This window comes from Niastella caeni (genome assembly GCF_004834005.1).
GTDB lineage: Bacteria > Bacteroidota > Bacteroidia > Chitinophagales > Chitinophagaceae > Niastella > Niastella caeni.
On record NZ_STFF01000005.1, the window covers coordinates 413,209 to 437,111 of the forward strand.

Here is a 23,903-nt window from a genome sequence, read left to right on the forward strand (position 1 = left end):
AATCAAGGCGCTATGAAAAATAAAAGCAGTAGCAGTAGTAGTAAGAAAACATCAAATAGAAAAGAAGATAACCAGTCATTGCTGAAAAAATTCTTTGTTGAGCAGTTACAGGATATTTATTGGGCAGAAAAGGTTCTTGTGAAGGAGTTACCCAAAATGCAAAAAGCGGCTACTTCCGACGAACTGGCCGAAGCCCTGGGCGATCACCAGGCAGTTACGGAAGAACAGGTGACCAGGTTGGAAGAAGTATTCAAAATGCTGGGGGAAACTGCCAAAGCCAAGAAATGCGAAGCGATGGAGGGACTGGTTAAAGAAGCCCACACAGTTATAGAAGACACAGAAGAAGGAACATCCACCCGCGATGTGGCCCTTATTATGGCTGCACAAAAGGTGGAACACTATGAAATTGCTACTTACGGTAGTTTGGTACAATTGGCTAAAACCATCGGTGATACCGATGTTGCCGATGTGCTTGCCGAGATCTTACAGGAAGAAAAGGATACGGATGAATTACTGACCGAAATTGCCGAAGGCAACATAAATCAGCAGGGGGCCAGTGAAGAAGGGCATGAAGGCGAAGGTAATTAGATATTAATAACTCATTAAAAACAGTAAGAAGTTACCTCAAATACATAGGCTGGTACAACTTTTTTAGTTCTGGTTATAGATTTAGGGGTTTTTTAAGGTCTACTGGTGTCGGGCCATTCCTGGCCTGACTTTTTTTTGCCCATCCATTACCTTTTTAGTACGGGTGCACCCATTCCTGCTATTCCTGCTAAAAATTAAAGCTATGCGAGCGAAAAATAAAAAGAACAGGGGCTCCATCCTGTTCCAGAAAATGTCGAATAAGATAACGAAGGTAACCGGTTCGCCAAAAGCTTTTATCACTGCACTTGTCGTAGTTATAATTTGGGCTGTAACCGGGCCGGTATTCGGGTATTCAGATACCTGGCAACTCGTTATTAATACCGGAACAACGATCATTACTTTCCTGATGGTGTTTATTATTCAGCAGTCGCAAAATAAAGATACCACGGCCATTCAGCTAAAGCTGAATGAATTGATAGCCTCCGACGAGCGGGCAAGCAACCGGCTGGTTGATATAGAAGACCTGACTGAAGAAGACCTGGCGAAGATCAAAAAATTTTATATAAAGCTGGCCGATCTCGCAGAGAAGGAAAATGATGTAAGCAGTTCGCACTCATTAAATGAAGCCGAGAATGTGCATAATTATAAAAAGCTAAGTAAAACGGAAGGTAAACGTGCAACTGGCAAAAGTCACGCATAGGCAATTCCTGAAAATTTACAGGGATTACGCCAAAGCCGCTTCCCTGGCCGATCTGGTATACGTGACAGACACCCAGCCGGGCATCGTTCGCCATAAAAAAGGCCGGGGTTATACGTACATGTATGAAGGCAGGCCGCTGAACAAAAAAGAAATTATACAACGGATCCGTAGCCTGGCCATTCCGCCTTCCTGGACGAGGGTATGGATATGCGCTTTGCCGAACGGGCATATACAGGCAACTGGCTTAGATATGCGTAAACGTAAGCAATACCGCTATCACCCGCTGTGGTCCATGCTACGCAATGAAACAAAATTTCACCGGTTATTTGAATTTGGGAAAGCATTACCGGCACTGCGAAGCCGGTTAGAAGTTGATCTTAATCAAAAAGAATTATCGGCTTCCAAAGTGCTTGCTACGGTCGTTAGCTTAATGGAGCGTACATACATCAGGGTGGGCAGCGGTGAGTATGAAAGACAAAACGGTTCACATGGTTTAACAACCCTGAAAGATAAGCATGTAGACATCAGCGGGGATAAGATCAGGTTTTCTTTTAAAGGGAAAAAGGGAGTGAGCCACGATATAACGCTCAAAAGTAAACGGCTTGCCCGCATTGTGCAGAATTGCCGCGAAATACCAGGGAAAGAATTGTTTCAGTATTATGATGCAGAAGGAAACCCGCACCCCATTGATTCCGGTATGATAAACAGTTATATCAGGGACGTTACGGGGATGGACTTTACTTCAAAGGATTTCAGGACCTGGGCGGGTTCGCTTAACCTTTTACGATCGTTACGCGCTATGGGCGAAGCGGTTACGGCTGCAGAAAATAAAAAGAACCTAGTGGCAGCATTAGACGAAGTGAGCCTAAAGCTGGGCAATACACGCACTATTTGTAAAAAATATTACGTACACCCGGGGCTGATAGCTTTATACGAGGAGAATAGCCTGAAAAAATACCTGGAAGGACTGGACGAGTTGGAAAAGCCCGATGACAAAACCGGTTTGCATGCAGATGAACAGATTTTGATGAAAATTCTACAGTCATTCCACAAAAGCTAGCAAAGAATGGGAACTATTTTCTACACATGCAATTTGTTCCCGTTTAAAATTTTAGGCATAGTTTTTATAAAAATATATATGTAACCGGCCGCGGAAAAAGCATAGACGGGAAAGTGGTAAACCGGTAGCAAGAACTTGAATATTTAAACTCATTATAAACTTACGCTACAAATCAGGCCTTAACCAAGGACTCCCGATGTTTCTACATCGGGTTTTGTTTTTTTATAGCGTAAGCGTGAACGCTGGGGGAAATGGGTAGAATGGAAATAGTAGGAAGGGCCCGGTGTCGCGCACAAAGATTTGCGGTGGATAATTAAAGCCGGTATGGCTTATTGAAAGATGAAGTCCGGAAAATAATTGCACTCATATGGGTACAATTTCTTCCGGACTTTTTTTGTGGTGAATGGAGAGTGGTGAATTGTCAGTGTTGTCAATGGTCAATGGTTAGTGGTGAGTTGTGAATGGAGAGTGGTGAATGGTCAATGGTGAGTGGTCAGTGGAGAGCGGTGAGTGGTTAGTGGTCAGTGGTGAAAGGTCAATGGTCAATGGTGGGTGGTCAGTGGTTAGTGGTTAGTGGTTAGTGGTGATGGTGAATTGTCAGTGGTGAATGGTCAGTGGAGAGCGGTGAGTGGTTAGTGGTCAGTGGTGAAAGGTCAATGGTCAATGGTGGGTGGTCAGTGGTTAGTGGTTAGTGGTGATGGTGAATTGTCAGTGGTGAATGGTGAGTGATCAATGGTGAAAGGTGTATCGCACAGCTGTCTTTTGCTTGCAGCTTGCGGCTTGCGGCTTGCAGCTTGCAGCTTGCAGCTTGCGGCTTACCGCTTACCGCTTACAGCTTGCAGCTTACAGCTTGCAGCTTACAGCTTGCAGCTTACAGCTTGCAGCTTACAGCTTGCAGCTTACAGCTTGCAGCTTACAGCTTGCAGCTTACAGCTTGCAGCTTACAGCTTGCAGCTTACAGCTTGCGGCTTGCAGCTTACCGCTTACCGCTTACCGCTTACCACTTACCACTTACCGCTTGCAGCTTACCGCTTGCAGTTCTATTTCTTCGAAGTCGCTCTCCTTCTGGACGCTGTTTTCCTTGCGGCCTTTTTCCTTCCAACATTCTTCTTCGCGCTTTTCTTCTTTTTGGGAGCAGGCACTTTAGCGCCTTTTTTCCTGGCTTCTGATAATCCGATTGCAATTGCCTGATCGCGACTGGTAACTTTCCTGCCGCTTCTTCCGCTGCGCAACGTACCTTTTTTCTTACGACGCATAGCGCTTTCTACTGTCTTCTGTGCTTTTTTTGAATACCTGGCCATAACTATAATTTTAAAATTGCTGAATAATTATACCTTATAAAAAATGCAAATTCCCATGCCACAGGGCAATCGTTTTTGTAATGCGTTACATATTGTTGTTTGTATCAATTGATAACGGGTAAAGTGTAGAAGTGGTTTCCCATTCAAATTGCATTTTTGCCATAATTGCCTGTGAAACAGATGGGAATAATTTTTTAATAACTATAGTGTCGTTTTATGCTGACGTAATGTTTGGTGTAAAGAGGCGTATGTTTCCATCGAACCTATTTCGTTAACCTTTCTGTCTGCTGCTGCAGTGTGTGTGCGCCTTGCGAATGCAGCATGGAGCTTGCAGCCGGCAGTATCAAAAATGCGTTTAATGAACCACGTTGTATAAAAAACTTTAACGATTAGCGAACTAAAAATGTGAGAATATGAAACAGAATAATGAAGTGATCGAGGTATTGAACGATCTTATAAGAATCAATAACGATCGTACTGCAGGTTACACAAGGGCTGCAGAAGATACCAAAATTGTAGACGTTGATCTGCGTACCATCTTCGACCGCCTGGCAGATGACAGTCGCCAGAATGCGATTGAATTAACATCGCAGGTGGGCCGACTGGGGGGAGAACCGGCTTCCGGTACCACTGTGTCTGGTAAAATATACAGGGCATGGATGAGTGTAAAGGATATGTTTACCGGTAAAGACCGGCATTCATTACTGGCCTCCTGCGAATATGGTGAAGATGCCGCCCAACGAGCCTATGAAGATGCATTGACATCCGATGCTCCATTGCCTACAGATGTAAGGCAGTTAATAGTAAGCCAAAAGGCTTCGTTGAAGAATGCGCATGATATGATCAAAAAATACAGGGATATGCATGAAATAACAAAGTAAATTAATTTATAATAGTGGCTTTAGTACTGTAGAGCAAAAACAGGTCGGGTAATTTCGTTTACCTGGCCTGTTCGTTTTAGGTATAACTGTTGAATTGTTGATTATATAAATGAATAACAGCATGTAAGTGGGGAAATAAATACACTCTTTGCATAAAAGCAGGCCATAAAGTGCTGGCAAACAATTTTATTATACAAGAATAAAAAAGAGCTATGAGGACAGAGTATAATAGTTCTACTCCATATATCCAAAGCATGGTTTCCTGTTTAAGCAAGGTCGTAGACGATGGCTACAAAGAAGATTTTATCGCTACGGGTGAGGGGCTGGAATCATCAAGTACCCGGAAACTCTACGGTCCCGGTGAAGTAAAGGTAGTTACCTCATTCCGGTTTGAAGGTTTTTCCGATCCACTCGATAGCGCGGTATTGTACGTAATAGAAACAGCTGATGGGGTAAAAGGAACTTTAATAGATGGCTGTGGAAATTTAGCCGACCCGTTCGTTTATAAGTTTATACTGGATGTAGAATCCCGAAGCGAAAAACTCATGATCAACTAGGCAATATTTCCATTATATATCGGATATCAAATAAAAGCTGCGGGTCTCCTGCAGCTTTTTATTTTGCTTATATGCTACATAAAAAAGCAACAGAATATATATATTCTGTTGCCTGATTGAGACTTACTATATGAAGGATAAAACTAAGTGCTGCGCATCAAGCCAAGAATTAACGAAATTACGGCCAATACAATTAAGATATGTATTAACCCACCTGCACTATATACAAAGAAACCTAATAGCCAGCCTATCACTAAGATCACTGCAACAAGATAAAGTATACTTCTCATGGTGAACAATTTTTAGGTTGCGTAATATGTATTAACTAATAAAAATTACCTGCCACGAGCTAAAAGCGTCCCGTTGAGAAAGATTTGCTATTAATAAGCAAGGAAGTTGTAGAAGCTTTTACTCATTACAAAACCATTATTCTATAGTGGCAATAACGGGAACGTTCTTTTTAATGGCATGTGATATGATCATTTTTAAAATAATGGCAAATACCTGGAAAATCTTTAAACAATCAGTTTCTGAGTTCTTAGACGACAATTGTATAAAGCTCAGCGCTTCCTTGTCTTATTATACCATTTTTGCATTGGGCCCAACCCTGATCGTTATTATTTCATTTGCCGGCATCTTCCTGGGCCGTGAGGCCGTTGAGGGAAAATTGTACGACCAGATAAAATTGTTAGTCGGGAGCGCCGCCGCCATACAAATACAAAATATTATCGCTAACCTTCAGCAAAGCCAGCAATCGGTTACTGCGGCCATCATAGGCGTGGTGCTGTTGATCTTAGGCGCAACCGGGGTATTCACCGAAATTCAGGGTTCTATCAATTATATCTGGTCAATACGCGCAAAGCCCAAAAAAGGCTGGCTGAAATTTATCACTAATCGCCTCATATCTTTTTCCCTGGTTATTAGTTGTGGGTTTATTTTATTGGTGTCGCTTATTATTAATGCAGTTATGGAATTGTTAAATGAAAAACTGCAGTACTATTTTCAAAGTGTTACAATAGTTGTGTTTTATATTCTGAACTGGGTATTGATCTTTGCGGTGATCACGGCCCTGTTTGCCATCATCTTTAAAGTATTGCCCGATGCCACCATCAAATGGAAAGACGCGATCATTGGGGCCGGGTTCACTGCCCTGCTATTTATGCTGGGTAAATTCCTGATAAGCTTATATATCGGAAAATCTAATGTGGGCTTAACCTATGGCGCTGCCGGTTCAATAATAGTGATACTGGTGTGGGTATACTATTCTTCCCTGATCTTGTTCTTTGGCGCCGAGTTCACCAAGATATATTCTATACACCATGGAGCAGGCATAAAGCCTACCGAGACCGCTGTTTTTATCATTAAGCACGAAGCGAAGGAAATAGGCGAGTCAAAAATATGACTGGGAATTTTTTTCTACATCATTCTCCCATTGTTAAATTCCACTTCTTTGGATTGTATTTGAACCTTGTAATGGCATAGGTATTTATTGAATGTTCTGTATACATTAAAAAGGATCCCGGCATTATTGTATTAGTATTTGATTGGATATACAGTACGCTAAAGCTAATAACGTTGAAGAAAGCGGTTAAAATAACTTTTAAAGTGCTCTTGTGGATAGTTGCAGCACTGCTATTGATAGCAGTACTTGTACAAACGCCACCGGTACAAAACTTTGCCCGGAAAAAAGTACAGGCCTGGCTGCAGCACAAGCTGGGCACCCGCTTCGAGATCGGCCGTTTACGTATCGGTTTTCCCTCCTCCGTTGTATTGGATAACGTATATGTGGAAGACAAAACAAAAGATACCTTGTTATACGGCGGTCGGATCAAGGTCAACATTCAATTATTCAAATTATTGCAGAATGAAGTGCAGATCGGCGACCTGAGGCTGCAACACATGACTGCTAAAATAAAACGGCAGTTGCCGGATACTGTCTTTAATTTTCAATTCCTTATAGACGCTTTTGTCGTTGAAAATAAAAAGCCCGCCAATCCCGCCGATACCGCAGCCCTGAAAATGGGACTTGACAATTTATACCTCGACGATATCCGGTTTATATATAAGGATACGATCTCGGGAAATGACTGGGCCATTCAGCTTGACCATTTCGATAGCCATATAAATAAGTTTGATCCGCAAAAGCAGTTTTTCGATGTGCCCACGATTAACCTGAACGGCCTAACGGCCCGGTTATACCAGTACAAGCCATTGGTAACGGCAGAGGATGTGATCACCAACGATTCAACAGTGGCCCCTATGCCCGTTATTAACCTGAAGCGGGTACAACTTAAAAATATTGATATCGATTACCAGAATAACGTGTCGGCTTTGTATACAAAGGCAAAGGTGCAAAACCTGGATACACGTGTGAACACGGCCGACCTGAACGGGCGACGGATCATTTTAGACCATCTTCGTTTACTGGGAGCAGAAACCCAGGTGTTAATGGGTAAAACAGAATCGGCAAAGCTGGTTGCCGAAAAGGCAAAAACAGAAGCCAAAGATGTTGTGGCCCAAAGCTGGCTGGTAAATGTGCGTAACGTAAACATTCAAAGAACTCATTTCCAGTTTGACGATGAAAGCCAGCCCCGTAAAAAACAGGAGCTTGATTATGGGCACCTGAAAGCAACTGACATCACTTTACAGGCCCGTAATATTTTAATGGATGTAGATTCAATAACCGCTTCTGTACAACAAGCCGCATTTAAAGAGCAAAGCGGTTTTGCCCTGCAACAACTGCAGGGTGATTTTTTGTACACCGGCCAAAAAGTACACGCCGATCGGCTGTTTGTTAAAACACCGGGTACCCGGTTGCGACATACTATTCATCTCGATTATCCATCGCTTGAAAGCGTACAAAAAGACATTGGCAGTTTACAGGTAAAGGCCGTATTGCCTGATTGCTATGTTTCCAATAAAGACATTCTATTTTTTGTTCCTGCCCTAAAAAAGCAACCTGTATTTAGCGACCCTGCAACCGTATTTAAGATCAATGCCGATGTAGCGGGCCGGGTTGATCGGCTAACTGCCCGGGTATTACAGGTGCAGGGATGGAACAATACAAAGATCGATGTGGCCGGAACGATCATAGGGTTGCCCTCGGTTGATAAGCTGTATGGCGATGTACGCATCAATGAAATTCGTACAACCAAAAAAGATGCAGAAAAATTCCTCCCCGAAGCGATACGCGCCCAGGTGGAAATTCCTGCCACCCTGCAACTAACGGGAACAGTTAAAGGAAACGGCCGGCAAATGCGCACCAATGTGCAGGTAAAAAGCTCGTCGGGCAATATTACCCTGAACGGCACTATGGCCAACTACCAGGATATGAAGGCGGCCAGTTACGATATGCAGGTGCAGGCGCAACAGGTACAGGCCGGAACGATTCTAAAAAATCCCAACCTGCAGGCTGTAACAGCCAATGTGGAGGTGCAGGGCAAAGGATTGACACAGCAAACAGCCGACGCTACCCTAAAAGGTACTGTTGAATCATTCGGATTTCAACAATATAATTACAGCAACATCAACCTAGATGCTGCCATTAAAGACCAGCAGGCAAAAGGCAATGTGAATATTGCTGATGAAAATATTCGCCTCGGGGGCAGTATTTCGGTGAACCTGGCATTGGCAGATCCGGCGCTTACGGCGGATATTATGGTAGACAGCATCAAAACAAAACCTCTTAATTTAACCCCACAGGAGGTTATTTACCGTGGAAAAATAGTGGCCAACCTGCCCAATATAAACCCCGATAGTTTGGAGGGCAATGTAAACATCATTCACTCCTTACTGGTAACCGGTAATGACCGCTTGCAACTGGATACCGTTACCATAATAGCGGATCGCATGGCCGATAGCAGTCGCCTCACATTGCAAAGCGATGTGGCAAAAGCCACGTTGGCCGGCAGGTATAAATTAACCCAACTGGGAACCATTTTTTCGCAAATGGTACAACCCTATTTTTCAGTTATGCCAGCCAAACAACCGGCAGCAGCTACTACCCCTTTTAATTTCAGGCTGGAATTATATGTTACAGATAACCCCGCGTTAAAAGTGGCGTTCCCTACATTGCAACAATTCAGAACGCTTAACGTACATGCGCATTTTGCCAGCGATAGCGGCTGGCAGGCAAACGCCCAGATGCCTGTACTGGTTACCAACGTCATTTCTATTAACAATATGCAATTGCAGGCGGGGGTTCGCGACAGCGCATTATACGCTACTACAACTGCCGACCAAATACATTTCGGCGGAAACACTGTTTACAAAGCTTTCATTCGCGCCAATGCCGCTAATAATAAAGTCGACTTCCTGACCCGTTTTCACGACCAAACCGGAAGAGTACAATATTCAATACCAGGATTAATGAGGCAACCTCAATTTGGCGTATACGATATCAGCCTGAAACCAGATAGCCTTTTATTGAATTATGACCTGTGGAGCGTGGCGCCGGATAACGTAATACACCTTACGAATAATGATCTCAGGGTGAACAATTTTATGCTGAACCACAACTTCCAGCAGTTTAGCCTGAAGAGCAAAGGGAATATGCTCAATGCGCCGGCAGAGGCCAGCTTTACCAGTTTTCAAATTTCAACCCTGGCCGCTTTTGTTACATCCGATTCCATGGCAGTGGATGGAACGCTCGATGGAGAGATCCTGTTATATAACCTTACCACACAGCCGTTGTTTTCGGGAGATGTAACCATTGGTAACCTTAATTTTCAAGGTGATACTGTGGGTAATGTTATAGTTAAAGCGAAGAATACAACCCCCGACATCATCAATGCCGATATATTATTAACTGGTCGTGGTAACCACGCCACAGTAAACGGAGACTTTTATTTAAAACCGGTGAATGGAAATGATTTCCGGTTCAGGCTGGCATTGGATACATTGAATTTAGCCACCATAGAAGGTGCAACCAATGGCGCCATTCGTAATGCGTCGGGACGTGTGACCGGGCAGTTTGATGTATCCGGATCATTCAGGAAACTAAATATAGATGGCGGGCTGAATTTTAAACAGACGAACTTTAATCTGAGCATGCTCAACAGTTATTTCCACATTGAAGATGAAAGAATAGCAGTTAACAACGAGGGTATCCGGTTCGACAGTTTTATAATAGAGGATTCCGCTAAGAACAAAGCTACCATCAATGGCATGATCTATACTACGGATTTTGCAAAATACCGGTTCGATCTGAGTGTGCGGGCCAACAACTTCCAGGCAATGAACAGCACCAAGCAGCAGAACAGGCTGTATTATGGCCAGTTGATCTTTAGTAGCAATATGAAACTAAAAGGAACGGCTGAGCGACCGGTAGTAGATGGAAGTATTACCATTGCCGATAAAACAAACGTAACAGTGGTACTGCCACAACAAAACCCATCTGTTGTAAAGCGCGAAGGCATTGTACAGTTTGTTGATATGGATGCGCCGGAGAACGATTCATTATTTATGAACGCCCGTGCCGGTTTTGATTCGCTGAACAGGTCATTCTTAACCGGTCTTGATATTTCGGCCAACGTTGAAATTAAGAAAGAAGCCGTATTCAGTATGATCGTGGATGAAGGCAATGGTGATTTCATTCGCATGCAGGGCGAGGGATTGCTTACAGGTGGCATTGACCCGAGCGGTAAAACCACTTTGTCTGGTTCATACGAAATCAAGAGCGGCGCCTATGAACTGAGTTATAATTTTTTGCGCCGGAAGTTCGAGATCCAGGAAGGAAGTAAAATTGTATGGAATGGAGAGCCAACCAAAGCCGATCTGGATGTTACGGCCATTTATAAAACGAAGGCCGCACCTATGGACCTGGTAGAGAACCAGATTGCCGATGCAGAAGCCAGTGATCGTAATGCGTATTTACAGCGCCTGCCCTTTGAAGTATTACTTATATTAAAAGGAGAGTTATTACAACCGCAGGTAAGTTTTGACATTCAATTACCAGAAGAAAGTAATGAGATCTCAAGGGGAACAGCCACTACCATCAATTACCGGCTTACCCAATTACGGCAGGAACCCTCGGAGTTGAATAAGCAGGTATTTTCCTTGTTGTTGCTTAACCGGTTTGTTGGTGAAAACCCATTTGAAAGCAGCGCAGGCGGGGTAACCGCTGAATCTTTGGCCCGCCAAAGCGCCAGCAAGTTATTGACCGAGCAATTGAACAGACTGGCGGGTGACCTGGTGCAGGGAGTTGATATCAATTTCGATGTAACTTCTTTCGACGATTATTCAACCGGTAGCGCACAAACCCGTACCGACTTAAATGTGGCATTATCGAAGCGTCTCCTGAACGACCGGTTGACCGTAACAGTAGGTAATAATTTTGAATTGGAAGGGTCGCAGAATACTGGTCGTAACTCCAGCAACATTGCAGGTAATGTAGCTGTAGATTATAGCATAAGTAAAGACCGCCGGTATATGTTACGGGCCTATCGCAAGAACGAATATGAAGGCGTAATTGAAGGCTATGTAATAGAAACAGGCGTTGGGTTTCTTATTACCCTTGATTATAATAAGTTCAGGAACCTGTTCCTCGGTAAAAAGGGCCGGGAAGAAAGACGGCAAAGAATTCAACGGGCCCGGGAAGCCGAACAAAAAGACCAGCCGCCGCCAACCCCGCCACAAACAACTATTCCATCACCTGAAAACAGGGAAGCCGAAAAGCGTGAAGAAAGCTAGCCGAACATATTATTTTTTGCTGGTACTGGGTGTATTGTTCTTTTATGCCTGTTCCAGTACAAAGAACCTGCCCCCGGGCGAAGCATTGTATACAGGGGCGCAGGTAAGTATTAAAGACGACCAGGTATCGAATAAAAAGAAAAAAGCTTTGCGCAAACAATTGACCTCGCTTACCCGGCCGGTGCCTAATGCAAAATTTTTGGGCCTGCCGTTTAAGTTATATATATATAACGCATTCGCTAAAGCTAAAAAAGGACCGGGTAAATGGTTGAGAGAACGATTTGGGCAACCACCGGTTTTATTAAGTGATCTCAACCTCAACCATAATGTTCAGGTATTACAAAGCCACCTGGTGAACAAGGGTTTTTTCAATGCACACGTGGAAGGTGATACTACTTTAAAGGGTAAAAAAGCTGCAGCCGGGTACCCGGTTACAACAAGCAGTCAGTACCATGTACAAAAAGTGGAATTTAAAGGCGACAGTTCCATACTACATAAAAGTGTTCGGGAAACGATGCCAAAAACGCTGCTTAAAGCAAATAAACCGTTCGATCTGGATGTAATTACAACTGAAAGAACACGGATAGACAATCACCTGAAGGAAAATGGCTTTTATTTCTTTAGTCCTGAATACCTGCTTATAAAAGCAGATACAACCGTAGGTAATAATAAAGTAGATCTGTTTGTAACCGTTAAACCTACCATCCCTACGGAAGCGGAAAAAGTGTTTCGCATAAATGATGTATTTATTTTTACCGGCTTTAACCTGGAGCCGGGGCAAATGGATACCAGTAAAACGGGCGCAACTTATTACAAAGGATACTATGTAGTAGACAAGCGTAAGTTTTATAAGCCCAAGCTGTTTCAGCAGTCAATGGCTTTTGATCCCGGTGATGTATATAACCGCACCGATCACAATGCCAGTATCAGCCGGTTGATCAGCATGAACATTTTCAAATTTGTAAAGAACCGGTTTGAAGTAGTGCCAAATACAGATTCGGCAAAGCTAAATGCCTTTTATTATCTTACCCGCTTACCAAAGAAGTCGCTACGCGTTGAGTTGAACGCCAACACAAAATCGAACAACCTTACCGGTTCAAATATAACCATAGGGTGGCGAAACCGCAACGCCCTGCGGGGTGGTGAACAATTCATGGTGAAAGCATCGGCCGGTTTTGAAATACAATATAGCGGTCAGTTCAGGGGGTACAATACTTTCCGGTATGGACTGGAACCTTCTTTCTCGTTCCCGCGGTTCCTGGTGCCATTCTTTAATTTCAATACAAAAGGAGGCTTTCTGCCCCAAACAACCATAAAGCTGGGCTACGATGTGTTGCAAAGGCAAAAGCTGTACACCATGAATTCTTTCAGGACCAGTTACGGTTATACGTGGAAAGAAAACATTGAAAAAGAACATGAGCTGAACCCGATCAGTATAAATTATATTCAACCTGCAAATGTTACCCCGGCCTATGATGACAGCGCCCTGAAAAATCCAACTTTGCTGAAGGCCATTGAAAAGCAATTTATATTAGGGTCCGACTACTCTTATACGTATACGAATGTGCTGAACTATAAACCGGTGAATGGATTTTACTTAAATGCTGGCATTGATCTGTCGGGTAATATAGCCGGTTTGGTTACCGGCGCCAATATCAGCAAAGGCGATACGGTAAAAATATTCGGCGCTCAATTTTCACAATACACCCGGTTGCAATCTGATTTCAGGTTTTACCGAAAGGTGCAGGAGAATAGCGTTTGGGCCAACCGCATTATGGTAGGAATAGGTATACCCTACGGCAATTCGCATCAACTGCCTTATATAAAGCAATTTTTCTCGGGCGGTAATAATAGTATCAGGGCCTTCAGAAGCCGTTCAGTAGGACCGGGTAAGTATGAGCCGCCGCCAAATATTGGTTTGCTTTCTGAACAACCGGGCGATATAAAACTGGAACTGAACACAGAATTGCGTTTTCCGATAGCGGGCATTGTACAGGGCGCTGTATTTGTGGATGCAGGGAATGTGTGGTTATATAATGAAGATACCACCAAGCCGGGTTCCTTGTTTACGCCTAAGTTCTTAAGTGAGCTGGCAGCGGGAACAGGTGTTGGTATCCGGTTCGATCTGAGCTTCCTGGTACTGCGTTTCGACCTGGCTTTCCCCATACGCAAACCCTGGTTGCCTGCCGGCCAACGGTGGGTCTTGAACCAGTTTGATTTTGCCAACCCTACATGGAGAAGAGAAAACCTGGTGTTTAACCTGGCGATAGGTTATCCGTTCTAGGGAAATGAAGAATGATAAATTAGAAAAGAGGAATGAGGAATGAGAAAGGGGCTGTTACCAGTTACAGCATTAAAATTCCAAATTACAAAAATCAAGTTCCAAATAATACAGTTTAGGATTTGATTTTATTGGGTTTGTTCTTCTTTTGGGTTTTTATGATTTGGTTCTTTTGATTTGTTTTTTTGGTTTTTCATTAAAGGTAACTTACCATCTATCCCAATCGTTATTTGTGCACCTTCAAATATAGATTTCCAGATAAGATTAAACATAGACTTGTAAGTGTCTCTTGCGTAGTTAACGGTAACAGTTCGAACCGGTTTGTTTTTATCGGGGTTGGCATTTATAATTGCGATATTGGCCAGTAAGGAGATTACTTTCTTAGGTTTATATGCTACATTTCCTTCTTCATCTTTTTTTAGCAGCTTAATTTTCAGGTTGTCGTACAACAGGCGCATTATTCCCATGGCCCTGTAATTGTCGCAATTAAAATTAAAGTCAAGACTATGAATGGTGCCGGCATTGATCTCCACCATGGCCATAGGCTTGCTGAGCCGGTTAAAGATCGTTGCGTCAGTTGTTTTCATGCTTCCATTGACGGCAAATTTCCCGTTTTTACTATTCAAATAAAATTGCAGGGTAGCTGATAATGGGACCTTATTTAGAAAGCGACTGTTGAAGTGCACAACCATTACACCATTCTTTTGTAAGTTATTGCTGCGGTTGGTAACATTATGTAAGGAGGCGCGTACATCGTCGAATGTTATAATACCACTGCTGCCGGTTTGCGGATTTTTTTCTTTGTATTCAATGTATCCTTGCTGTACAATGATTTTCTTCAGTGAAATATCAATGGGTAAGTTCATTAATTGCTGGTGCGGGTAATGCCCGATCTTACTTTCTTTTTTCATGGGGTACGCTTTATCTCTGAAAACTTTGAACCGGGCATTTTTTATTGACAGTTCATCTGCAATCAAATTGCCATTCAACAGTTCCTGCACATTTACCCGTTTGAACAGGAGGTTGTACAGATCAAAGTCGAGCCGGTCGGTTTGCCATTTAGCTGCCCGCATATGAGCAGTTTCGCCCAACAGTGGTATAATATGTAAGTTTTTTACAGCGAAAGATCTTTCGCCCGATAGCACCTGGATATTATTAAACTGGTAATGATACAGGTTACGCTTATTTCGTAACAGTAATTTCTCTACATCTAAAGCCGCATGTTTGGCAAACAGCACCCGTGATGTGTCGATACTGGTACTATCGCTGATGGTAATGTGATGAAGCTGTGCATTTATTTTAGAGCCGCTGAAAATGGTGTCGCCGCCTGGCCAGGTGCAAATATGGTAATCTGCATTTGTGATCAGAATGGTATCTACATTGATCTTTTCAAGTCCACGCAGTAGTATTTTGTATATTTTATCGGAAGTAGGGGTGGAGTCTGCATCTTTTTCGGCCCGGCTATTATTGAACATAGTTACCACCGGGTTGGTAAGCCTGATGGTGGAAGCTATTATTTCCTTATTCAAAACCGCTTCATCTGTTTGAACGCCCGTAACTATAATTTCAGGAACAGTAACTTTAAGCAGATTCCTTGGCAATGTGCTGTCTGTTGGTTTTTTATAAGTAGAGTCGGGTATGAGTTGTAAATTCCTGATGACAATTTCTCCATCTACTTCATCAATATCAACATTTTCGTACGTAATGCGATATAAACTATCCGATTCAAGGAACACGAGCTGTGGCACTTTCTGACGTAAGAACTCGCTGCGCCATTTTTTGTAATAAACCAGGCCGGCTGCAGCCAACAGGATAAGGAGTAATAAAAAGATCAGTTTTTTCATTATATGTATCTTTTAGGGGCGATAGCTATGGGTTATATTTATTTTATATTTGTGTTCGTTTAAATAATACCGGTATACTTACTACAATCTGTTTAAAACAAATTGTTTTATTCTTCTGCCTGTATGAGATGTTTTATTGAATACAACTCTAAACCAGTCAAGTACATACCCTGAGTAAACACACGTTTACCACGGCAACTAAAATTGTTTTTATCCATCTGAAAAACTTACTCATGTGTAAAGTGATTACGTTTGAGGTATATTAAAAATTATTGTGCCTGCTATATGAGGTAAGAAAATAACTAACCATTTTGCGGCAATGGCGAGGATATATTTCCACGGTAAAATGCCTGAAATGCAGTATTTATAATAGTTTAAGGCGGAGGCATAGAATTTTAACAGGTAGTAAATAAAAATAGATCTGTAAATTATTTCTTATGAAAAAGATTATGTGTGTTGCGGTATTATCATCCGCTTTATTAGCAGTTTCCAGCTCTTTTGCGCAAGAGCAGCAAACCCCGGCAGAAAATACTTTATCGCCAAAATTCGGTATTAAAGGGGGCGTGAATCTCACCAATATGTATGTAAAGGATGTGTCGGATGAGAACATGAAAGTAGGTTTCAATGCTGGCTTTTTCGCCAAGTTGCCTCTTGGCCGGGGCGTTTCTATTCAGCCTGAGCTGTTGTATACAAGCAAAGGCGCTAAAGAAACATATGATAATTTTATCGAGGGCGAAGGTGAATACAGGTTCAATTTAAATTATATTGAAATGCCTGTGCTGGCTGTATTTAATGTGGCCAAAAATTTCAACCTGCATGTAGGCCCTTATATTGCTTATCTCGCCGAGGCGAATATCAAAGATCTGGAAGATAATGGCACTATTGATGAGATCGCCGACCTTGACACAGATGATTTCAATCGCATTGATTATGGTGTGGCAGGTGGTTTAGGTATAGATATTTCTAACTTTACTATAGGCGCCCGTTACAATTATGGTTTCAGGGAAATAGGTAAATCCGGTAGCCTGGCTGGAGCATTGACAAAAGATTCCAAGAACAGCGCTATCTCATTATACATAGGATTAGGATTTTGAGCGATACGGGTTTGAGGATTCAAAAGAAGAGTCCCGATTTTAAATCGGGACTCTTTCATGCTTGCTAACAGCGTAAGGATGCACTTTCTTACTTTTCATTCTTCGTTGCCACTTCTCCTTCTGCGTTCCTGGGGAATGTAATGATGAAGGATGTTCCCACATTCAAGGTTGATTTAACATCAATGGTACCTTTATTCGATTGAATGATATTCAATGTGCTGGCAAGGCCCAGGCCCATACCATTACGTTTGGAGGTGAAATAGGGTTCAAACAAACGTGAAATATTTTCTTCACTGATGCCACAGCCATTATCGCTGATAACTATACTGTGGTCGGGATCGGCATTAATGATCACTGATATGCGTCCCTGTTTATGATGTATGGCCTCGGTAGCGTTGATGAGAATATTGGAGAACGCAAGCTTTAATTTTTCTTTATCAACGGTGACTATCACCGGTATATCGGGATATTTTATTTCCAGTTTTATCCGTTGTAATGTTAACCGGTCAATGGCATCCAGTATGCTTTCATCCATGACGCTTTGCAGCACATGCGGCTCCATTTTCATTTCTGCAGGCCGGGAAGAGTTTAATAATTCCGTGATGAGCGCTCCAATGCGATTGCTGTTGCGTTGAATGATCTCGAGATACGTGGAGCCGTTTTCATTTGCGGCTGTTTCTTCGCGCAAATGTTCTACCGACAGATTGATATTGTTTAACGGATTACGCACTTCGTGGGCCAGGGTACGTACGAGCCGTCCGGTGGCAGCCAGCTTTTCTATTTGCAGGGTGGCTTTTTCCGCCTTCTTCAGGTTGGTAATATCATGCACGATCCCCTGCATGTAATCCTGGTTGTTGTTATCTTTTTCGAGGGAGGCAGAAATAATGCAAATGCGGTGATCGCCTTGTTTGGTGCGTATCTCTGCTTCCAGGTCGTTCACTTCCTCCCGTTCGGTAAACAAATACCTGAACCTTTCCTCTTCTCTCTTCTGAATAAAAAGGTCGTAAACGTTTATTTGTTTCAATTCTTCTTTGGTATAGCCCAGGAGGTCGGTGGTGGCGCTGTTTACGTCTTTAAACTGGCCTTGCCGGTCGGCCGTGAACACCATGTCTTTCGACCGCTCGAACATGTTGCGGTATTTGCGCTCATTGGCCCGCAGCGCTTTCACAGAGGCTGATCTCTCCAATGCGTAGCGAATAGAGCGTTCGAGCTTTTCTTCATTTAATTCGCCTTTTACGAGGTAATCCATGGCGCCCACCCGCATGGCTTCCATATCAACCGTATGGTTGCCTTTACCGGTTAACAGGATCACTGGTTCTTCGCAACCGTTGGCAACGGCTTCCTTCAACAGGTCGAGGCCGGTTTTGGCGCCCAGCAGGTAATCAATAAAATAAATATCAAACGCCCGGTTTTTCATTTGTTCCAGTGCATCTTTATACGTGAAGCACCAGTTGATTGAAAAACCGGAAGAAGGAATATTGCGTATGAGGTCGCTGGTAATTAAATAATCATCCTCATCATCATCCACAATGAGAATACGAGCCTGTAAGTTTGATACTATCATCTCAGCTAATGTTATTGATGTTCCGGCAATATTATAGTAAAGGTAGCGCCATTATCCGGTTCGCCGGTTGCATAAATAAGGCCCTTGTGTTGATCGGTTATTTTCTTGCAAATGGCCAGCCCGATGCCCGAACCGGGGTATTCGGTCTTTCCATGCAAACGCTGGAATATCTGAAATATCCGGTCGCTGTATTCCGGTTCGAATCCAATGCCATTATCGGAAAAGTCGATCTTAAACCAGGTATTGTTGGTGTCGAGGTGATGTTGTTCTTTTTGCCGGCGCGACAATCGTAAACAACGGATGCTTATGATAGGACTTAAATTGGTTTGGCGGAATTTGATGGAGTTGTTCAACAGGTTATCGAACAGTTGTTTCATTTGCGAGGGGATCGCTTCAATAACGGGCAATACATCTCCATGAATAGTGGTTGTTGTTTCTTCAATTTTTAATTCCAGGTCGGTTTGAACTTCTTTTAAGATCCCATTCAGGTTAACCTGTGAAAAAGGCTGGTTACTGCGGGCAGTACGGCTGAATTCAAGCAGCGTGTCAATCAGGTGACGCATATTCTCCACCGAAGCGGAAATGCGGGCTAAATACAACTTGCCATCTGCGCCCAGCTCCGATTTGTATTTGCTTTCGAGCCGCTCTATGAAAGTGGTGATCTTTCGCAGTGGTTCATTCATGTCGTGTGAGGCCACATAGGCAAATTCTTCCAGCTCTTTGTTGCTCCGGTCGAGGTCTTTTATCTTTTCTTCCAGGCTCGACTGGTATAAACGTAATCGTGTAATATCGCGTGAGGTGCCGATTGTTTTTAACCATTTGCCATCACTATCGTAAAGTAGTTTTCCGGAAGTTTCTATTCTTTTTATGCTTCCGTCATTGGCTTTGATCTGGTATTCTGAAACAAAATTCTCGGGTTTCTCTTTTTCGGCTATAATGGCGTCAGTAAAGGATTTACTTCTTTCAAAATGCTCTTCATCCATATGTTTTTGATAAAGGGCCTCATTTACAACGATCTTGTATTTGTCTGTTTCCGGATCGTACCCGTACAAACGGTACATGCCATCTGACCAGAAGTAATTTTCCGTGCGGGCATCAAATTCCCAGGTGCCGTAATCCAGGAATTCTTCATTTTCCTGCTTCATGGCCTTATAAGCGGCCAGGTCGCGATACAGTTGTGATTGTTCGGTAATGTCTATCGTGCTGCCTATTATGCGCAACAACTCATCTTTATCATTTCGGATTACTTTGGCTTTTTCCCGAACATCTTTTACGCGCCCATTGCGGTCGTGTATCTTGTAATGAAGATCGTATTCGTGATGCGCCAGGTAATCCTTCCGGTTATATAATACTTTATCCCTGTCAGCATCTATTACATGCTGCAGGTAAAACTCAGGTGTGATATGCAGTTTGTCTTTTTCTGATTTGGGGTCGTAACCCAATATTCTATAAATGCCGTTGCTCCAGGTGATCTTGTTTTCAGCTACGCTCCATTCCCATACCCCGAATTTGAGCAGGTCCTGGGTGTCGTTAAACAGTTCGTCTATACGTTTGAACTGGTTGCCGGTTTCAACTTCTTCAGTAATATCCTGGGCAATAAATAATATAGACGCAGCACGGCCATTTGAGTCGCGGTTAAGTACCGTGCCCATCGTGCGGAAGTGTTTCCAACTACCGGCCTTATGCGTTAAACGGGCATTATAACTGTAGCTTTCATTATCCTGTAATGCGAAAAATTTCTGGATCTCCTTATTTACATTCTCCAGATCGTCTTTATGAACGATGCACATGAGATCATTGTCCCAGGTTTGTACATCATTATAAGAATAACCGAGCAGGTCGGTCACCTTATGGTTGATGTATTTTAGCTTACGGGCATCGGCATCATAGATATAGACTATCGCCGGAAAAAAGTCGGTTATTTTATCCGGAAGCCCATCATTGTCGCTTATGGATTGAAACAAAAGCTTCAGCGGGTTAATCTCCTGGTTTAAAAGTTGTTCCATCAAAGCCTGGACTTATTTTACGCTTAATGCTTAACGCAAAATGCCTAACGCAGAATACAACGCCAACCAAAATGTATTGGGCGTTATGCGTAGCGCCTTTAGTGTTTAGCATTTTAATTTACTGGTTATTGAATTCCTGGTATTGCTTCATTTTATTGTACAATGTTTTGCGGTCGATGTTCAATAATTTTGCAGCCTTGCTTTTGTTAAAGTTTGATTTTTTCAGTGCTTCTATGATCGTTTCGTACTCGGCATCAATACTCGCATTTTTTAATGATAGCTCGCTGTGTGAATGATGCGGATGCGGCCGGGGAATTTCTGCTTCAGAAATAGGTGATGGAATCGGAGGGGTTGATATAGCTGGTTTGGGCTCTGATTGTAAATAGGTGGTGGTATCCGGTGCCTCGTCAAATTGCAACCGGGTAAAATTTGATATTTCGAAAGGCAACGTATGGGCTTCAATGTAAGTTCCTTCGGCCAACAACGTTGCCCGTTTTATTACATTCTTTAATTCGCGCAGGTTACCATACCAGATGTAGCTCTTGAAGATATCTTCAACTTCTTTGGTAAATCCTTTTACATTTTTCTCCAGCTCTTTGTTGGTTTGCTGTAAGAAATGGCGGGCAAATACCAAAATATCTTCCTTACGGTCGCGCAATGGCGGCACCACAATGCTGAATTCGTTAAAGCGGTGGTACAGGTCTTCCCGGAACTTTCCTTTGCGCGCAATATCCCATAGCTTTTCGTTGCTGGCAACGATGATGCGAATATCCAGGTCAATGTCTTTTGTGCCCCCTACCCGCCGCATTTTTCTTTCCTGCACCACGCGTAACAAAGAAACCTGGATGTCGTATGACAGGTTACCAACTTCATCAAGGAAAACTGTACCGCCATTGGCTATTTCAAGATTGCCTGTTTTTTGATTCAGGGCGCCGGTGAACGATCCTTTTTCATGACCGAACAGTTCACTGCCTGCCAGTTCTTTTGACATGGCTCCGCAATCAATGGCAACAAACGGCATCGCTTTACGGCGGCTGCGTTTGTGTATTTCCTGTGCAATGGCTTCCTTTCCACTGCCGCTTTCGCCATAAATAATGATGCTATAATTGGTAGGTGCTACCAGGTCAATTTGTTTGAGGATCTTTTTAAAGGGCTCGCTGTCCCCGAAAATATAGTCGCCTGAAATAATGACCTGCTGCTTCTTTTCCTTATTATCTAAAGTGTTCGGTTCTTCGGTAGTGGCAGGTGGCGTATAAGCAGGCGCCGCCTGGGAGGTAGAGGCAGTTGATTGAGTTGTAGCAGTTTGATTTTGCAACGCTTTTTTTATGGTAACCAATATTTCATCGGGAAATAATGGTTTACCTATATAATCGTAGGCTCCGAGTTTCATTACTTCAACAGCCACTTTAATATCGCTGTAGCCGGTCATGATGATGACCGGAACTTCGGGTAATTGTTCCTTAATTTTCACCAGTAAAGTAGTACCGTCCATATCATCCAGCCTGAAGTCGCATAAAACCAGGTCGGGCGTGAATGAATTCATTAACTCTAATGCCTTTTTGCCGGCATACACCTCAGCCACCTCGTAGTTATGCTTGGTTAAAAAGCGCTTTAATAACAGGCAAATATCCCTGTCGTCGTCGATTACTAATATTTTCGGCATCTTCAAATTTACTTTTTTACTGTGAGTTTATGATGGATTGTTTTAGGATAACCAGGTTGGTTAAAGGCGTAAAATTTAGTATCTTTTTAACAATGCCGCCCTGAGCGAAGCCGAAGGGCTATGCCCATATTGAACGCATTTGCGCTACCGGTATTTGCAATATTTCACGGTACTTTGCAACCGTTCTGCGGGCAATTGAAAATCCTTTTTTTGCCAGGATAGTTACCAGTTGCTGATCGGTGTATGGGTTCTTTTTATCTTCTTTTTCAATAGCATCTTCAATGGCTACCTGGATAACCCGGTTACTGATGGCTTCTCCTTTTTCATTGATAATGCCTTCCGTAAACAGGTCTTTCAGTAATATCATGCCAAAAGGCGTATCTACGTACTTATTGCAGGTTATACGCGATACGGTAGAAATGTCTACGCCGGTTTTGTCGGCAATATTTTTCAGGATCATAGGTTTAAGCAGTTTTATATCGCCTTCGCGAAAATAATCATACTGCATGTTTACAATGGCTTTCATAATGCGCAGCATAGTACCTTCCCGCTGCCGGATGGCGCTCACAAACCATTGGGCCGACTGGTACTTATTCTTTAAATATTGTGCCGCTGCTGCATCTTTCTTGTTTTTCTGGCTATCTGCTACTATTTCCTTCCATTCCCGGCTTATAAAAAGTGAGGAGGACCGCTGGTTATACAGCGAAACTTCGAGGTAGTCGCCTTCCTGTACTATTAAAAAATCGGGGATGATGTGACTGTTGGGGGTGCTGCCTTCCTGAACTTCGGCCACCGGTTTCATTTTTAAGGAGCTCACCAGTTCCAGGATGATCTTTAATTCATCTTCTTCCAGGTGCAGGCACTCCATTATTTTATCCATGTTCCTGTTACGCAGGTCCTGATAATGCTCTTGTAGCAGGCAGATGGCTTTTTGTACATCGGGTCTTTTTTTGTTCATGGCTTTTAACTGCAGCAACAGGCATTCGCAAATGCTGCGGGCGCCAATACCAATGGGATCCAGTTTCTGGATATTCATCAGTATTTGTTCAAAAGCCTCCGGTTCCAGCCATGTTTTGCAGGAAAACGAATATTCTTCGGCTACCTTATCCAGTGGTATTTCGAGCAGGCCATTGTCGCTCAGCGAATCGATGAGGTAATCGGCCAGCAATGTTTCTTCCTGATCGTTGCAGCAAAGGCGATATTGCTTCTTCAGGTCTTCCCGGAAGTCGGTGCCTGCTTTGAGCGGACTGAATGTTTTTTCTTCATCAGGCAGATAATTGCTGTACTCCATTTTGTAATCAGGAATATCGTCGTAACCATACTCATCCCAATCCTGGTAATCCTGCACTTGCTCTTTAGCGAACTTGTCGCCTTTATCTTCGTCTTCGTCTTCCTTCTTTTCCAAAAAAGGATTGTCTTCCAGTTCCTGTTCAATTCTATGTTCTAATTCGAGCGTATTTAGATGGAATAAATTGAGTAATTGTATCTGTTGAGGCAATATTTTGGTTTCCTGCTTCTGCACAAGGTTCTGCTGTAACATACGGTTCATTTTTCTTTATTAACTTCAAGATGCTTTCCACTTTGCCTAATTGAGAGATTAATTTTTAGTATGTTGATTTTTAAGTATTTGCCCTTGACCCGTTTTTTTACTATGTTGCGGATGGTAAAAGTGCT

General features: G+C 42.9%; 16 protein-coding genes. 9 read left to right on the forward strand and 7 right to left on the reverse strand.

The window, feature by feature from the left end; genetic code table 11:
- The first annotated feature begins 12 nt into the window (after positions 1-12).
- From FAM09_RS19425 to FAM09_RS19435, 3 genes are all read left to right on the forward strand, one after another.
- Positions 13-588 carry a YciE/YciF ferroxidase family protein gene (locus tag FAM09_RS19425; RefSeq protein ID WP_136578798.1) on the forward strand — a complete coding sequence of 192 codons (576 nt, stop codon included), beginning with the start codon at positions 13-15 and terminating at the stop codon, positions 586-588.
- Between the two features lie 202 nt (positions 589-790).
- Complete coding sequence (locus FAM09_RS19430; RefSeq protein WP_136578799.1) at positions 791-1,288, forward strand: low affinity iron permease family protein; 498 nt, start codon at positions 791-793, stop codon at positions 1,286-1,288.
- Positions 1,263-2,348 (forward strand): DNA topoisomerase IB, encoded by a 1,086-nt coding sequence (locus FAM09_RS19435; RefSeq protein WP_136578800.1) that lies wholly within the window; start codon positions 1,263-1,265, stop codon positions 2,346-2,348. The genes FAM09_RS19430 and FAM09_RS19435 overlap by 26 nt, the downstream gene beginning before the upstream one ends.
- 1,040 nt (positions 2,349-3,388) lie before the next feature.
- Here FAM09_RS19435 and FAM09_RS19445 read toward each other — a convergent pair.
- A complete protein-coding gene (locus FAM09_RS19445; RefSeq protein ID WP_136578801.1) occupies positions 3,389-3,649 on the reverse strand; it encodes a DUF6496 domain-containing protein in 261 nt (86 codons plus the stop codon).
- A 413-nt stretch (positions 3,650-4,062) separates the two neighbouring features.
- Here FAM09_RS19445 and FAM09_RS19450 point away from each other — a divergent pair, with 413 nt between their 5' ends.
- Together FAM09_RS19450 and FAM09_RS19455 are read left to right on the forward strand one after the other, a co-directional pair.
- Positions 4,063-4,530 (forward strand): ferritin-like domain-containing protein, encoded by a 468-nt coding sequence (locus tag FAM09_RS19450; protein WP_136578802.1) that lies wholly within the window; start codon positions 4,063-4,065, stop codon positions 4,528-4,530.
- A gap of 212 nt (positions 4,531-4,742) precedes the next feature.
- Positions 4,743-5,087 carry a hypothetical protein gene (locus FAM09_RS19455; protein WP_136578803.1) on the forward strand — a complete coding sequence of 115 codons (345 nt, stop codon included), beginning with the start codon at positions 4,743-4,745 and terminating at the stop codon, positions 5,085-5,087.
- Positions 5,088-5,230: 143 nt separating this feature from the next.
- Here the strand turns inward: FAM09_RS19455 and FAM09_RS19460 are convergent, their stop codons facing one another.
- Positions 5,231-5,377, reverse strand: coding sequence for a lmo0937 family membrane protein (locus FAM09_RS19460; RefSeq protein ID WP_136578804.1), 147 nt, complete (start codon positions 5,375-5,377; stop codon positions 5,231-5,233).
- Positions 5,378-5,562: 185 nt separating this feature from the next.
- Between FAM09_RS19460 and FAM09_RS19465 the strand changes: the two genes are divergently transcribed.
- From FAM09_RS19465 to tamL, 3 genes are all read left to right on the forward strand, one after another.
- On the forward strand, positions 5,563-6,489 hold the full coding sequence (locus FAM09_RS19465) for a YihY/virulence factor BrkB family protein (RefSeq protein ID WP_136578805.1): 927 nt from the start codon (positions 5,563-5,565) through the stop codon (positions 6,487-6,489).
- 173 nt (positions 6,490-6,662) lie between these two features.
- Positions 6,663-11,777 (forward strand): translocation/assembly module TamB domain-containing protein, encoded by a 5,115-nt coding sequence (locus FAM09_RS19470; RefSeq protein ID WP_136578806.1) that lies wholly within the window; start codon positions 6,663-6,665, stop codon positions 11,775-11,777.
- Entirely contained in the window at positions 11,764-14,061 is a 2,298-nt protein-coding gene (gene tamL / locus FAM09_RS19475) for a translocation and assembly module lipoprotein TamL (RefSeq protein ID WP_136578807.1), read from the forward strand. The genes FAM09_RS19470 and tamL overlap by 14 nt, the downstream gene beginning before the upstream one ends.
- Before the next feature lie 125 nt (positions 14,062-14,186).
- On the opposite strand, the gene FAM09_RS19480 is transcribed toward tamL, so the two are convergent.
- Positions 14,187-15,902, reverse strand: a complete 1,716-nt coding sequence (locus tag FAM09_RS19480; protein ID WP_136578808.1) for a hypothetical protein — start codon at positions 15,900-15,902, stop codon at positions 14,187-14,189.
- A gap of 437 nt (positions 15,903-16,339) precedes the next feature.
- Between FAM09_RS19480 and FAM09_RS19485 the strand changes: the two genes are divergently transcribed.
- The gene (locus FAM09_RS19485) at positions 16,340-16,996 is read left to right on the forward strand and encodes a porin family protein (RefSeq protein WP_136578809.1); all 657 of its coding nucleotides are present in this window, start codon (positions 16,340-16,342) and stop codon (positions 16,994-16,996) included.
- An 88-nt stretch (positions 16,997-17,084) separates the two neighbouring features.
- Here FAM09_RS19485 and FAM09_RS19490 read toward each other — a convergent pair whose 3' ends face one another.
- From FAM09_RS19490 to rpoN, 4 genes are all read right to left on the reverse strand, one after another.
- On the reverse strand, positions 17,085-18,560 hold the full coding sequence (locus tag FAM09_RS19490) for a hybrid sensor histidine kinase/response regulator (RefSeq protein WP_136578810.1): 1,476 nt from the start codon (positions 18,558-18,560) through the stop codon (positions 17,085-17,087).
- An 11-nt stretch (positions 18,561-18,571) separates the two neighbouring features.
- A complete protein-coding gene (locus FAM09_RS19495; RefSeq protein WP_136578811.1) occupies positions 18,572-20,566 on the reverse strand; it encodes a PAS domain-containing sensor histidine kinase in 1,995 nt (664 codons plus the stop codon).
- Positions 20,567-20,684: 118 nt separating this feature from the next.
- Positions 20,685-22,229, reverse strand: a complete 1,545-nt coding sequence (locus FAM09_RS19500; RefSeq protein ID WP_136578812.1) for a sigma-54-dependent transcriptional regulator — start codon at positions 22,227-22,229, stop codon at positions 20,685-20,687.
- A gap of 118 nt (positions 22,230-22,347) precedes the next feature.
- Positions 22,348-23,778: an RNA polymerase factor sigma-54 gene (rpoN, locus tag FAM09_RS19505; RefSeq protein WP_243751719.1), complete on the reverse strand. Its 1,431-nt coding sequence runs from the start codon at positions 23,776-23,778 to the stop codon at positions 22,348-22,350.
- Positions 23,779-23,903 lie beyond the last annotated feature (125 nt).